The organism is Paenibacillus sp. FSL R7-0273 (assembly GCF_000758625.1).
Lineage (GTDB): Bacteria > Bacillota > Bacilli > Paenibacillales > Paenibacillaceae > Paenibacillus_AQ.
The window spans coordinates 6,332,539-6,345,499 of the sequence record NZ_CP009283.1; the positions used below are offsets into that span (position 1 = coordinate 6,332,539).

At 53.6% G+C, this 12,961-nt stretch carries 14 protein-coding genes; 3 read left to right on the forward strand and 11 right to left on the reverse strand.

Annotated elements, in window-relative coordinates; all coding sequences use genetic code 11:
- The 5 genes from R70723_RS27335 to yyaC form a co-directional block, all read right to left on the reverse strand.
- On the reverse strand, positions 1 to 2,283 hold the full coding sequence (locus tag R70723_RS27335; protein ID WP_052421494.1) for an O-antigen ligase family protein: 2,283 nt from the start codon (positions 2,281 to 2,283) through the stop codon (positions 1 to 3).
- Positions 2,284 to 2,455: 172 nt separating this feature from the next.
- Complete coding sequence (locus R70723_RS27340; RefSeq protein ID WP_179088110.1) at positions 2,456 to 3,649, reverse strand: class I SAM-dependent methyltransferase; 1,194 nt, start codon at positions 3,647 to 3,649, stop codon at positions 2,456 to 2,458.
- A 111-nt stretch (positions 3,650 to 3,760) separates the two neighbouring features.
- Positions 3,761 to 4,423 (reverse strand): DUF6483 family protein, encoded by a 663-nt coding sequence (locus R70723_RS27345; RefSeq protein WP_039877209.1) that lies wholly within the window; start codon positions 4,421 to 4,423, stop codon positions 3,761 to 3,763.
- A gap of 215 nt (positions 4,424 to 4,638) precedes the next feature.
- Complete coding sequence (locus R70723_RS27350) at positions 4,639 to 5,427, reverse strand: alpha/beta fold hydrolase (RefSeq protein WP_039877211.1); 789 nt, start codon at positions 5,425 to 5,427, stop codon at positions 4,639 to 4,641.
- Positions 5,428 to 5,503: 76 nt separating this feature from the next.
- Complete coding sequence (gene yyaC / locus R70723_RS27355; protein ID WP_039877212.1) at positions 5,504 to 6,031, reverse strand: spore protease YyaC; 528 nt, start codon at positions 6,029 to 6,031, stop codon at positions 5,504 to 5,506.
- Positions 6,032 to 6,224: 193 nt separating this feature from the next.
- On the opposite strand from yyaC, the gene R70723_RS27360 reads away from it, so the two are divergent.
- Positions 6,225 to 6,449 (forward strand): DUF1128 domain-containing protein, encoded by a 225-nt coding sequence (locus R70723_RS27360; protein ID WP_039877214.1) that lies wholly within the window; start codon positions 6,225 to 6,227, stop codon positions 6,447 to 6,449.
- Positions 6,450 to 6,527: 78 nt separating this feature from the next.
- On the opposite strand, the gene R70723_RS27365 is transcribed toward R70723_RS27360, so the two are convergent.
- Positions 6,528 to 7,247: a pirin family protein gene (locus tag R70723_RS27365; protein WP_039877215.1), complete on the reverse strand. Its 720-nt coding sequence runs from the start codon at positions 7,245 to 7,247 to the stop codon at positions 6,528 to 6,530.
- Between the two features lie 296 nt (positions 7,248 to 7,543).
- Between R70723_RS27365 and R70723_RS27370 the strand changes: the two genes are divergently transcribed.
- Entirely contained in the window at positions 7,544 to 8,080 is a 537-nt protein-coding gene (locus tag R70723_RS27370; RefSeq protein ID WP_047171250.1) for a YtxH domain-containing protein, read from the forward strand.
- Positions 8,081 to 8,225: 145 nt separating this feature from the next.
- Positions 8,226 to 8,558, forward strand: a complete 333-nt coding sequence (locus R70723_RS27375) for a DUF5665 domain-containing protein (RefSeq protein ID WP_039877217.1) — start codon at positions 8,226 to 8,228, stop codon at positions 8,556 to 8,558.
- Positions 8,559 to 8,721: 163 nt separating this feature from the next.
- On the opposite strand, the gene R70723_RS27380 is transcribed toward R70723_RS27375, so the two are convergent.
- From R70723_RS27380 to R70723_RS27400, 5 genes are all read right to left on the reverse strand, one after another.
- The gene (locus tag R70723_RS27380; RefSeq protein WP_039877218.1) at positions 8,722 to 9,492 is read right to left on the reverse strand and encodes a sigma-70 family RNA polymerase sigma factor; all 771 of its coding nucleotides are present in this window, start codon (positions 9,490 to 9,492) and stop codon (positions 8,722 to 8,724) included.
- Positions 9,489 to 9,941: an anti-sigma B factor RsbW gene (gene rsbW, locus R70723_RS27385; RefSeq protein ID WP_039877219.1), complete on the reverse strand. Its 453-nt coding sequence runs from the start codon at positions 9,939 to 9,941 to the stop codon at positions 9,489 to 9,491. Before rsbW ends, R70723_RS27380 begins: the two co-directional genes overlap by 4 nt.
- Before the next feature lie 19 nt (positions 9,942 to 9,960).
- The gene (locus R70723_RS27390; RefSeq protein ID WP_039877221.1) at positions 9,961 to 10,299 is read right to left on the reverse strand and encodes an STAS domain-containing protein; all 339 of its coding nucleotides are present in this window, start codon (positions 10,297 to 10,299) and stop codon (positions 9,961 to 9,963) included.
- Positions 10,300 to 10,402: 103 nt separating this feature from the next.
- Positions 10,403 to 12,067, reverse strand: a complete 1,665-nt coding sequence (locus R70723_RS27395; RefSeq protein WP_039877223.1) for a response regulator — start codon at positions 12,065 to 12,067, stop codon at positions 10,403 to 10,405.
- An 18-nt stretch (positions 12,068 to 12,085) separates the two neighbouring features.
- Positions 12,086 to 12,955, reverse strand: coding sequence for a CheR family methyltransferase (locus tag R70723_RS27400; protein WP_039877224.1), 870 nt, complete (start codon positions 12,953 to 12,955; stop codon positions 12,086 to 12,088).
- Positions 12,956 to 12,961: the final 6 nt, after the last annotated feature.

Genomic DNA, 12,961 nt, shown 5'->3' on the forward strand with positions numbered 1-12,961 from the left:
CTAGTCAAAAGCGTTTCCCGAAGCTTCATACGGCGCATTAACAGGGGAGGCTGCTGCAATTAGCCGATTCAGCTCCGCCCCCACCTCTTCGGCTTCAGATAAAAATGTAAACCCCCGGTCATTATGCGCCGGACCTTTATGGTGTTCATAAAGTGCCAGCAGCCGGTATCCCCTCATCAGCTCCTGCCCGGCAAATGCACTGGCTGCTGCCCTCTGCCGGTCACCCATCACCCAATAATGCTGCCCCATCTGCAGCATGCCCTTTGCTGCGCTCTCCCATTTGAAGGTATTAAACCTGTCCAAATCCAGGCTCCTTCTCATCCAGTACAATGCTCTCCCCGGATCACGGCCAACCAAATACGAATCTGCCAGCAGCCAGCTCAATCCGGCATCCTCCGGGGAATATTTAAGACTGCTGTGCAGAAGCCCTATCCGCTCCTTCTCCGGAAGCAGCGCCGCCAGCTGTATAGCTGTTCGGGGAGCATACGGATTGTAGCGCAGCGATTTCTGGAGCAGCACGCTCCGGGCCTCAGGATCTGAAGAACGGGCGGCCTGCCTGAACAAGGCCTCTCCCCTCCACAGCTTGAAGGAGCATCCGCCAAATATCAGACAAAAGCAGAGCGTAGCGATCAGTAATTCCCGCACTCCGGACCGCTGAACTGAAGTGCCGCTCTCTATAGGCCGCCGGCGGACTCCAGATGCCCCTTCCCGGTTAGCTAACCTGCGGGACGGCGACCCGGCCAGCGCTCTTGCTGCCAGCAGAAACAGCAGCAGCCAGAACAGCCCGTAGGTCCAGCTGAAATCCGCCGCCCCGTGCAGAAGGATTACAAGCATCGGCGGCAGCAGCCCCGGGGCGTTCCTGCCGGCTATATATAGTGCTACCAGCAGCATCAGCAGCAGAACGGCACTTCCGGCGATGCCGAGATTCAGCAGGAAATCGAGGTAGCCGCTGTGTACCTGGCTGCCGACATAGGGGCGGGACTGGGCGGCGAGGTACGCGCTGCGCCAGGTTTCGCCCCCCTGCCCCAGCCAGGGCGCTTCCCCCGCGAGGCGCAGGGCGTCGCGGTAGAACAGCCCGCGGGCGGCGGCCGTCGGGGACGGCCCGCTGATCCGCCCGCGCAGCAGTACCAGGACGGCGCTGCCCGCCGCCGTCCAGAGCCCCGCCGCCAGCAGCATGGCGGCGGGGTGCCTGCCCGCCGCGCGCCGGCTGCGGCGGCACAGCCACAGGCCGGCGAGCAGCGCGCCGGCCCAGCACCCGGCCAGCAGCAGCAGGCCGGGCAAGGGCTCTGCCGCCAGCCCGGTGCGGGCCAGCTGGCGGTAGAGCAGCGCCGCAGCAGCCGCAGGCGCGGCGGCGCACATAAGCAGCGGCACGGCAAGCTGCCGCTGCAGGAGCACTGCTGCTGCGGCGGCGCAGGCCGCAGCGAGCATGGCGCCGCGCGACTCGCTGAGCAGCAGCGCGGCGGCGTAAGGGAACAGAGGCAGCATGCGCAGCAGCTGCCTTGCGCGGAGCGGGCCGCGTGCCAATGTGCCCGCTGCGTCTTCATCAGCAGCGGCAGCTATAGCCCGCTCCAGCAGAAAGACGGCCATCACGGCACCGAAGGCATTCGGGTACTGGAGCAGTCCGGCCAGCCTCGCTCCGGTAACACTGACTGCCGGAGAAGCTGTGTAAGCAATAGCGAAGGGAACCGGCAGGCCGCCGCAGACTGCCAGCAGGCCGCTTAAGCAGATTGTCATTCCAAGCATCGTCCAGAGCGCTTCAAGAAACCGCACTCCCCGGCGGCTGCCTGCACACAGGGCGGCAAAAAAAGCAAAGCCCGCATACAAACCCCAGCGCAGCAGCTCATTGAGCGTGCCCAGCACTGATAACGGCTCCCGCAGCAGCTGAACGGCATATAGCGCCAAAATCAGCAGCAGACAGCCCGCCGCTACGAAGGCCGCATTACCGGTCCCGCGGACAATACCGGCATTGTCTGCCCGCTGACCTCCCTTCGCCTCTCCGGTACTATAGCTCAGCCTGCGCAGGAATGGAGCTGGTACAGAAGGTTTACTTATAGCGGGCTGGGCCGGACACGCGGGCACTCTAGCCTGCCGCCAGCCTGCAAACAGGCAGACAGCCGCAGCGGCCGCACACAGACCGAACCATAGTGTCATAAGCCCGTACATTTCTCTGGCAAAAAATAAGCCGCGCAGCACACAGGCCGCAGCCGCTGCAGCAGCGGTCAGTCCTGCCCCTCCCCATATCACAGCAGTCCTTAGCCTGCGGTTCATTTTATCCATACTCATCTCACCACTCCGGACATCCAGGATATCTGCCAGTATGTCCAGATTCGCCCGGCCGCAACGGAGGTCTGGCAGTCCCGGACCAAAACAAACAGCAGGACAGCCCTGCTCCAACCGGAGAAAAGCTGTCCTGCTCGTATCGCACTTATTTATCTTTGGGTCATCCGGGCGGCTGTCAGCCCTGTGCCGGAGACTCCCCGGGCAGCAGGTCCGCGCAGACGCGTTCCAGATAAGGCTTTGCCCCCAGAAAATCACGGAAGGCGCTGTATTCACGCCACTTGGCGGCTTTGTCCCCGCCGCCGGCTTTGACGGCGCGGATCAGAATGTTTTTGGGTGTATGCTCCATATCAATGAACTCCAGCAGCTGGCTGCGGTAGCCCATCAGCTCCAGCAGCTTGGCCCGGATCGCATCGGTGGCAAGCGCCGAGAAGCGCTCCTTGAGAATTCCGTGTGACAGCAGCGGATTCAGCACCTCATTCTCTACCTGGTTAAACAGCTCATGCTGGCAGCAGGGGACTGAAAGGATGACCGAGGCGCCCCAGCGGACCGCTTTTTCCAGCGCGGCATCCGTGGCGGTATCGCAGGCATGCAGAGTCACGACCATATCCACCTGATCCAGCTCGTTGTAATCCGCAATGTCGCCTACAAGGAACTTCAGCTGAGTATAGCCCAGCTTCGCAGCCAGCTGGCTGCAGTGGGCGATAACGTCCGCTTTCAGGTCCAGGCCGACAATATTCAGCTCCCGGCGCTCCCGGACGGCCAGGTAATGATACAAGGCAAATGTCAGGTACGATTTGCCGCAGCCGAAATCAACAATGGTTAAAGGCCGTCCGGCCGGCAGGTCGGCCAGCACATCCTCAACCATCTCCAGGAAACGGTTAATCTGGCGGAACTTATCGTATTTCTTGGCCAGCACCTTGCCTTCGCTGTTCATTATCCCCAGCTCGACCAGAAACGGAACAGGCTCTCCTTCATCCAGCACGTAGCGCTTCTTGCGGTTATGGGCCAGATCAGGCGCCTCCTCCTTGCTGGCAGATTTGGTCAGGATCGACACTTTGTACTTCTTGCTGATCAGCACCTGATAGTCTGCCTCAATGGTGCACACCAGCGCCTGGCGGAAGGTTGACCGCAGCAGGGACATCATCTCTGCGGCAGCTTCTTCAGCCGGAATGTTCCGGTGCTCAACCTTAGGTCCGGTAAAGTAGGCAAACTGGTAATGCAGCTTCCCTTTGAGCTCAACCGGCTTGACCTGCACCTTACTGTAGGCGACCTCGCCTTTACTGCGCAGTTGGCTTAAAGTAGCCGATATTAAGGTGCGGTTGTTAATCACCTGTACGATTAATGTATTTAAAGATTCCACGGGGTACATCTCACTTTCACATATTGAAATGGAGAACGGGTTCTCCTTAGTAGCCGTTATATTATAGCATGTCCAGCACATTGATATTATAAAAGACTGCAGCAGCCTGCTGTCTGCATTTTATAATTCCCTGGTTTCAGTAATCCTCTCCCACTCTGCCTGTCCCTGGCGGACTTCCTCCAGCGGCAGACCGCCAAGCTCCAGCGCCTCCGGCTCCTTAAGCAGCAGCCGCCGGTACAGTCCATGTCCTTCCGCAGCCACATCCGCCCCCTGCTCCCACAGCCGGTACAGGCTGTCCTCAGCCTTGGCATAACGCCCGTCAGACTCCAGATAGGGAAGCAGCAGCCGTTCTGTTTTGACCGGAAGCTGGTAGCCCTGTATGTTATCCAGCAGCTCTCCGATTTCCCCGGTCATCCCCAGCAGCTCCCGGTCAGCACCGTGCTGGTCTGCATAGAGGAATAAATGCAGGGAACGCATGTATCTCAGCATTGAAGCTTCCTTATTCCCGGCAGCCGCATAAATGCCGCCCTCCTCCTTAAGCAGCCGGGCTACACCCTGCAGCTTGTCGGACTCTATTACACCGCCCATGCGGAACATTTCGATCATGTCTTCCACGGATAGGGAGTTCAGCAGCCGGGAATTCAGCCGGAAATGCCGGTTAAACAGCTCATCCACTTCCCACAGGGCCTCCGTCGTCTTCTTCTCCTGCTTAAGGGTCAGTACCTTAGCCACCATTGCTGTCATATCTTCAATCATCCGGACGATATAGTCTCTTCGGAACATTACTGCCACGCCTCCCCGGAAAATATGCTAACTGCCGTTTTATATAACCGCAGTCAACTGAGTATAAGATGCCTCTAACGATCATCTTAAACCATTCCCGCTCCTCTGCGCCACCACGCGCACCCCTTCAGCCATACATAGCCCAAAAAGGCAGCCGTCCGCATATCTGCGGCAGCTGCCTTTTTGGGCTTACCTGTGTTATTCCGGCATGCCGCTTATTTCTTAGCTGCAGGCACCTGTACAAAATCCTTAATAATCTCGGCCAGACGCTCCGGCGCCTCATACATGCTCATATGGCCTGCTCCGGAGATCGCTGCCTTCGTTATATTGGCCTTATCGGAGGTAAAGATCCGTTCAGCCGGCACCAGGCTGTCTTCCGTACCTGCAACAAGCAGCACCGGCACAGCAGCTGCAGAGATTACATCCCGGCGGTCCGGGCGCTCACGCATTGCCAGTGCTGCACCGGCTGCGCCTTGCGGCGGCGTCTTGTAGCCGATCTCCTTGGCCCGTTCGAGCAGCTGCGGAGCAGCATCCACAGCGAACAGTCCGGGAATCAGCGCATCCACAAATGCGGTAATCCCTTCATTCTGGATCGTGCTGACGCTCTTGAGCCGTTTCTCTCTGGCTTCCTCACTGTCCGGATAGCCGGTTGAATGGATAAGCCCGAAGCCCTTCAGCCGGGACGCATAGCGCTGGGCAAAGGATAACGTGACATAGCCGCCCATGGAATGGCCCAGCAGATAGGCCTTCTCTATTTCTAGCGAATTCAGCAGCGAGAGCACATCATCCGCCATCTGATCGATATTGTATGCGCCAAGCGGAGCATCCGATGCGCCGTGGCCGCGCAGATCGGGAGCAATTACCCGGTAGCTGCCGCTCAGATAAGGAATGACCTGCTCAAAGTACGCCGAGCTTCCGCAGAAGCCGTGGAGCAGTACAATAACCTCACCCTGCCCCTGATCACTGTAACAAATATTGCTTCCTTCACAACGGATATTTTCCATGGCCGTTTCCTTCTTTCTATGTAATGGCTAAGGCTTGTTCTAATTATTAAGCCGAACGGCTCCGCTTGAAACGTCTCTAGGGCGCCAGTCCGAAACCTTTGGCTGCGGCCAGCGCAATCTGCTCGGCCATCTGCATTACCCGGTACAGCGGCGTGGTCTGCAGTGTGCGGTAAGGAAAAGGGCCGTTCACTCCGACGATGGCAGCGAGACTGTAATTTCCAACCTCTGGCAGGCTCAGCCCAACCGATTGTGCAGGACGCAGCGGCTCACTGGCCGCAAAGTAGCAGCCCAGGGCAGCCGGAGGTCCCAGGCAGGCATCGATGGCAATCACAATCTGCCCTTCCGGAATGGCCGCAAGCTGTGCTGCCAGTGTATCCGCGTCACAGGGTAACGGCAGAGTGCCGGTGACATTGGGGAATCCGTGCATCAGCAGCCTGCTGCCGGTTAAAGGTCCCAGGGCATCGCCCGTAGAGCGGTCCGTGCCAATGCACAGAAAGGTAATCTGCTCTGTCTGATGGCGGCCGGCAATCTCATGGAAGAAGGTAATTAGCTGTTCTGAGTCCATTTTAATCCGCTTTCTGCTCTCCTGCTCCCTGATTGCCATTGTCCTTGCCTCCTTTTATCCTATACATGCTCGCAGTTATTCCCTTTAATTTAGCATGTTTTGGGGAGAGCAGACAAAAAAATGGTGTTTATTTACCCTGTCATGATAAAATACTCCAGAAGGAACCGCCGTATACTTACACAGTAAGCCGGCATTTCAACGGATCATACTCAGAAAGGACTGTTTGCACTCCATGGATCTGACAAAGCCCAGCCAGGAAAATGTGGAATTTATGATCGAGGGCATTAAGAGCAAGCTCAAAATGGCAAGCGCGGCCGCCATGCAGGCATCTGCTTTCTCGGTAGACCACTATGAGGATATTCTGGATATTTACGAGGTTGCTATGGGCAGTGACCGGCTCAGCATCTCTCAGGTCGAAGCACTGGTATCCGAGCTTGGCCGTCTGCGCAATAAATAATAAGCCTGATACAGACAGGAGCCCTCCGCCTTAAGCTGCCATTCTTACAGATGGCGCTGCGCGGAGAGCTCCTTTTACTTACGGAAGATCGATCAGAACGAATTCTGCTGCCTCGTCGCCGTTTGTTCCCTTAAGCGTCAGATCACAGCTTTTACGGATACGGGCGGCGTCACCGGGGTTCAGCTGAAACGTCCCGTCACTGCAGCTAACCTCCAGATTTCCGCTAATCAGATAAATATGCGTGCGTCTGTCCTCTTTTTGCGGATATTGCACCAGCCTGTTCGCTTCCAGCACCGACAAATAAATGGTTACATCCTCACCAAGCTTAAGCGCCCCGTCTATGTCTGCACCTGAGGCTACAGGAAGCAGAGTCCCCCTCTTCAGCTCTCGCGGAAAAAATTTGGCATCCCAGGCTGGAGCAACCCCCGGACGATCAGGCAGGAGCCACATCTGCAGAAACCGTACGTTGTCTGCTTCAGAGGAATTGGTCTCCGAATGGTTGATCCCTGTCCCCGCGCTCATTACCTGGACACTGCCCGCCTGAAGCTCGGCATGATTTCCGAGATCATCCTGATGGTTCAGCACGCCTGATATTACATAAGTAATAATCTCCAGATCGTGATGCGGATGCTCCTCCATCCCCTGCTTCGGCTTCAGCTCATTGTCGTTATGGGCCAGGAGTGCGCCAAAATGCGCGTTACTGGGATCATCATAATCGGCAAAGGAAAAGCTGAATTCGCTGTGTATCCATTCTCTATTCGAAGTATGACGCTCTGCTGACGTGATTATTTTTATCATTAGTTATGCACCTCCAAAGATGTTCAAATCTCTGCATTCTTTAAATAAACGGGAAGGGCTTAAGCCCGCTTTATGTTGATGATAGGCGCCTTAATTATGTATTTCTTACCCCCAACCTTTATCAGTCAATCAGGGCTATTTCCTATATTATTCCATACAATATATCCGGGCATGGGTAATGTTTCCTTAGCCTTCCTGCTGTTTCAGCCCATACCCCAAAGTTTATATACGAAGTAAGAACATTCAGGCTATCCTGAACACCAAGTGAACCTATTCTATTTAAGGAGTGATTAATAATGAACAAGGCAGAGACAGAATATCCGGTAGAGAGCGGAAGCACATTTTTCAAAGGTATTTTTATCGGCGGATTGTTAGGTGCCGCAGCTGCATTATTGTTCGCACCAAAACCAGGCCGCGAAATGCGCAGCGACTTGTCTGACAAGCTTACGCTTGCAACAGACAAAACAAAGGAAGTTGCCGGTGTTGTAACAGATAAAACCAAGACTATTGCCACTACTGTTGGAGAAAAGGCGACGGATCTGGCCAGCACAGTGTCCGCTAAAGCCTCCGACATCTTCACGACAGTAAGCGACAGTAAGCAGCAGATTGCTGCTACCCTGCAGGAGACCGGCAAAAAGATCGGTGATACCGTTGCCGAAGCATCCAGCGATGTCGCTTCCGATGTTAAAAAGGCGTCCGATGACGTTACAGAAGAAGCCAAGGCCTCTTCCAAAGAGGTTGCTGACAAAGCTAAGGATGCTAAGGATGAGGTCGCCAGTGAAGCTAAAGATGCCAAGGAAGAGGTTAAATCCTCCTACAAGTCCTCTTACTAAAACGCTGTGATCTACGGCTTATTCTAAAATGGAGAACAGCCAGCTCACTGCAGCTGGCTGTTCTCATGCTAACAAAACTTCTTCTAACAAGAATAAATATGCATTACACTAGAGCCTTTATGGCTTAAGAAAGCGGGGAGACCTGATGGGAGATGCGGGCAGCAAGACCAAAACGTATGAAGTCGATGAGCATCCCTTTGAGCTGCGGCATGAGGTTAAGCGGCTGAATGCCAGACTGGACAAAATAGCCGATTCACTGGAGAAATCCGAGTTCAAGGACATCCTTGAGAACTACACGAACCCCAAGAAGCGGATTGTCACCAACCTGATGGCCGGCATATCCCGGGGGCTGGGGCTTTCTCTCGGTACCTTCGTTATTCTCGGTCTACTCGGTTATGTTCTCAGCCTGTTTCTGGATGTTCCGGTTATCGGGGAGTATCTTGGGGAGATCAAAACCTATATTGATGCGAACAGCTGATATGCTCACTTTACTTGTACCCCGCCTGCAGCCTGTACATATACGGGATACAGGCGGGGTACAAGTGTTGCAGCGGCTGCCTACTCGGGGGCAATAATAAAGGACATGCCAGTCCCTGAGGGGAGGCATGTCCTTTATGGTACGGCTTATAACGGCTTCAGCATCAGTAGGAAGAGTTCGCCATGATCTGCTTCAGCTTCTCGGTGGCGCGCTTCTGAATCCGCGACACGCTCATCTGCGATACTCCCAGCTTCTGGGCAATGGCCCGCTGGGATTGGCCGTCCTGGAAAGCAAGCAGCAGCACCTGCTGCTCCTGTTCCTTGAGCTGGCCCAGCGCCTGCTGCAGATCCATCCGCTTTTCGACCGTTTCATAGTCGTTGGCGTCAGAGCTGATCAGCTCGCCGAGTGTTGCACCCGTCTCCTCCTGGGAGAGCGGGGAATCAAGCGATACGTAGTGGTAGCATTCTCTGCCGGCCAGAACTTCTACAGTTTCTTCCACGGTAAGATCAAGATAATGGGCAATTTCCTCAACTGCGGGCGACCGCTCCAGCCTGATGGTTAGCTCATCAATAGCCTGCTGAACGAGTGCACCCTTCTCCTTGATTCGTCTTGGAACCTGTATGTACCAGGATTTGTCCCGAAGGAAATTCTTCATATGGCCGATCATACTCTTCATCGCATACGGCTCGAAGGGAATTCCCAGGCTGATATCATATTGCTGAAGCAGTCTGATCAGCGCCATCTGTCCTACCTGGTACAGATCTTCATAGAGATCGGGACGGTTGCGGGCAATTTTGCCTGCCGCCATCTTGACCATAGGTTCGTATTTGCGGATCAGTACAGTAGCAATTTCATTATCCTTGGTCTGCTGGTATTCCCAGATCAGACTTACCGCTTCGTTCATGGACTCTGGGGGAGTCACTTTGTCACTCATACTTTCTCCTCGCTAAAATTAAGCCGTTTTGTCAGGGTAACGACCGTCCCTCTCCCAGCTTCACTCACGACGCTAACATCATCCATGAGTGCCTGCATAAGATAAAAGCCCAATCCGCCTACCTCAACATCATTCAGCTCTTTGTCATGCAGCGTCATGCGCGGTTCAGGTGAACCCACTCCGTCAAAGCTCTCCCCCTCGTCTTTGACAGTGATGGACAAGGCACTTGCCCCTACTTCAAAAATCACATCTACAAGCCCGTCTTCCTGGCCGTAAGCGTACAATACAGAGTTATTACAGGCTTCCGAAACGGCTACCTTCATGTCTTCAATATCCTCATAGGTGAAACCCATTTTTGAGGCAATTCCATATAAATTCAATCTGACGATATCGACATATTCTGCGCTGGCGGGTAACTGAAGAATTACTTTTTGTACGTCATCATTCATCCTTGTTTCGATCCTTTCCTTAGTTGGAGTTCTCTTGGGGGGCAAAAAACTTGGAAATACCGGTCATATCAAACAGCTTCTGAATTTGCGGCGGAACTTCCTCCACCGTAAATTTAACATCCATTCCGTGTCTTGCCTTGAGAATCGAGAGCAGAATACCGATGCCTGTGCTGTCGATATATTTCAGATCTTTCAGATTAATAACGAGATCCAGTCCCGTGTCTCCCACAAGCGGCTCCATTACCAGACGGAAATCAGGAGCGACTGACAAATCCAGCTCTCCAATCAGATAAACCGTACATACATTGCCTTCAGTTTCGGTTTTTGCGTGGAATTTTTCGCTTTTATGTGTATTCATAGACAATCTCTCCTGATTAAATGTTTTCTTTACCAATAACCCTAAAGGCATAGTGTTGAAACAAAAAACGGACAATCTGCATCAGGTAATTCCTGGATGTCCGTTAAAATAGTGAGGCGTTACGTTCAATCATGGTGCTGTCATGAGGCTCATAACGGCTGATAATCTGCTTAATGCTGCTTAGCTTCAGCGGCTTGCTGACGTACCCGTCCATCCCTGCCGCCTTACAGCGGGTCTGAATGCCTTCCATGACGTTAGCCGTCATGGCGATAATAACAGCCTTCTCAGCGGACAGGCTGCTGCCTGAGCGGATTCTGGAGGTTGCTGTGAGGCCGTCCATTACCGGCATCTGCAAATCCATAAAAATAAATTCATAGCCGTTCTGCGCAGCCAGCTCTACCGCCTGGCTTCCGTCCTCGGCTATATCGGCGCTGTAGCCCAGCTTGTCGAGCATACTGACCATCAGCCGCTGATTAATCGGATGATCGTCCACAACAAGTACCTTTTTGTGCAGCCGCTCCTTGTTTATCTCCCCATACGGCTCCTCTGTCTGAAAGCCTCTGGCAAGTTCGTCCTCAGGCATAGCCGCCTGAATGGTGAATACAAAGGTTGCCCCCTTCTCCTCCATTGATTCTACACGGATATCTCCGCCCATCATTCCGACAAGTGATTTGCAGATCGCAAGCCCGAGGCCCGTTCCGCCATATTTCCGTGTCATGGAGGAATCAAGCTGGGAAAACGGCTGGAACAGCCGGTCGCATTTCTCCGGTGAGATGCCGATCCCCGTATCCTTAACGGTAAATTCCACCATCAGCTTCCCGTCAGTATCCGCCGTTCTTGAGGCAACGAGATACACTCCGCCCTGGTTTGTGAATTTAACCGCGTTAGCGACCAGATTAATGAGCACCTGGCGCAGCCTAGCCATATCCCCGTAGATCAGCTTAGGCAGGTTCTGGTCGATGAAGTAGGCCAGCTCCAGATTCTTCTTGCCCGCCTCGGCGGAGAACAGGCTGAACACCTCCTGAATCGTCCCCTGCAGCTCAAACAGCTGCTCCTCCATCTCCATTTTCCCGGATTCCATCTTGGTAAAATCGAGAATATCATTGATTACGGTTATGAGTGTGTCCGCACTTTTGCGGATGATCTCCGTATATTCCTTCTGCTCAGGAGCAAGCTCTGTCTCCATGAGCAGGTCAATCATGCCCACTACACCGTTCATCGGCGTACGGATTTCATGACTCATCATTGCCAGAAACTCTGTCTTGGCATTGGCGGCAATCTCCGCCGCTTCCTTGGCCTTGACCAGCTCACCGTTGATTTTTTCCAGCTCCTGCGTTTTTTGCTGCAGCAGCATGGACTGCATCTGATGCTTTTTGTTGGTTAGATGCATGTTGACGAAGCCTTCAATTTTGGACTTGAGAATCTGCGGGATGAAGGGCTTGACCATATAATCAATCGCACCGGCAGAATATCCGGCAAACAGATGCTCTGCTTCCTTGCTGTTGGCCGAGATAAAGATAATCGGAATATCCTTGGTCTTTTCTCTGGCCTTGATTAATTTGGCGGTTTCAATACCGTCCATTCCCGGCATCTGTACATCCAGAACAATAACAGCGAACTCATATCTTAATAAACTCCGCAGTGCTTCTTCACCGGAATTGGCTTTGACAAGCTTGTAATGCTGGCTCTCAAGCACAGCTTCCAGTGCCAGCAGATTTTCAGGACGGTCGTCAACGAGCAGTATATGAACCGGTTCTTGAACCCCCATCAGGTCCCTCCAATCCCGTTATTGATTCTTACGGTATATTTTTTCCACTCTGTCCAGGGGCTCGTAGCCGTTGCTGTACCTGGTGAAATGAATAGATTCCTTTGATCCAAGTACCAGTACACCAAACCGGCTGAGGCTCTCATAAAACAGGCCGTGCACATGATCGCGCAGCTCATCGTTGAAATAAATCATTACGTTACGGCAAAAAATGACATTAAATTCATTGAAGGAAGTATCTGTCGCCAGATTATGCTCGGCAAAAATAATGTTTTTGCGCAGAAACGGCTGGAGAATGACTGAATTATATTTTGCCGTGTAATATTCTGAAAAGGCGCGGGTTCCGCCCGCTTCCATGTAGTTCTTGGTGTATTGCTTCATTCTGCTGATCTCGTATACCCCTTCTTTGGCCTGCTGCAGGGAACGCGCATTCATATCCGTTGCATAAATACGGGCTTTATCATACAGCCCCTCCTCATGCAGCAGAATCGCCATCGAGTACACCTCTTCACCGGTGGAGCAGCCCGCATGCCATATTCTGATATACGGGTAGGTCCTCAGCAGCGGCACGACCTTCTGGCGGAAGGTTAGGAAGAGGCCGGGATCACGGAACATTTCTGTAACAGGAATAGAAAGGCTGTACACAAAACGTTCAAAGCAGGCACGGTCATGCAGAACCTTCTCCTGAAGCGCAGATATGGTAGGTACATTCTCGGCATGGACATGATGCCAGATACGCCGCTTCAGTGAAGGGAGCGCATAATTTCTGAAATCATACCCGTACAAGCGGTGCACTCCGCTGAGCAGCAGCTCAATTTCGATCTGCTCCAGCTCCTGCCTGCTTCCCGGACTATCAGCCTGTTCATCATATCCGCGTTCCATTGCTGTCATCAATAT

Coding starts and splice junctions, on each gene's coding strand:
- yyaC (WP_039877212.1), bottom strand. CDS start 6,031: ATGGCAATCAGGGAGCAGGAGAGCAGAAAGCGGATTAAAATGGACTCA.
- R70723_RS27400 (WP_039877224.1), bottom strand. CDS start 12,955: ATGACAGCAATGGAACGCGGATATGATGAACAGGCTGATAGTCCGGGA.
- R70723_RS27380 (WP_039877218.1), bottom strand. CDS start 9,492: ATGAGTGACAAAGTGACTCCCCCAGAGTCCATGAACGAAGCGGTAAGT.
- R70723_RS27375 (WP_039877217.1), top strand. CDS start 8,226: ATGGGAGATGCGGGCAGCAAGACCAAAACGTATGAAGTCGATGAGCAT.
- R70723_RS27370 (WP_047171250.1), top strand. CDS start 7,544: ATGAACAAGGCAGAGACAGAATATCCGGTAGAGAGCGGAAGCACATTT.
- rsbW (WP_039877219.1), bottom strand. CDS start 9,941: ATGAATGATGACGTACAAAAAGTAATTCTTCAGTTACCCGCCAGCGCA.
- R70723_RS27395 (WP_039877223.1), bottom strand. CDS start 12,067: ATGGGGGTTCAAGAACCGGTTCATATACTGCTCGTTGACGACCGTCCT.
- R70723_RS27390 (WP_039877221.1), bottom strand. CDS start 10,299: ATGAATACACATAAAAGCGAAAAATTCCACGCAAAAACCGAAACTGAA.
- R70723_RS27340 (WP_179088110.1), bottom strand. CDS start 3,649: ATGTACCCCGTGGAATCTTTAAATACATTAATCGTACAGGTGATTAAC.
- R70723_RS27335 (WP_052421494.1), bottom strand. CDS start 2,283: ATGAGTATGGATAAAATGAACCGCAGGCTAAGGACTGCTGTGATATGG.
- R70723_RS27360 (WP_039877214.1), top strand. CDS start 6,225: ATGGATCTGACAAAGCCCAGCCAGGAAAATGTGGAATTTATGATCGAG.
- R70723_RS27365 (WP_039877215.1), bottom strand. CDS start 7,247: ATGATAAAAATAATCACGTCAGCAGAGCGTCATACTTCGAATAGAGAA.
- R70723_RS27345 (WP_039877209.1), bottom strand. CDS start 4,423: ATGTTCCGAAGAGACTATATCGTCCGGATGATTGAAGATATGACAGCA.
- R70723_RS27350 (WP_039877211.1), bottom strand. CDS start 5,427: ATGGAAAATATCCGTTGTGAAGGAAGCAATATTTGTTACAGTGATCAG.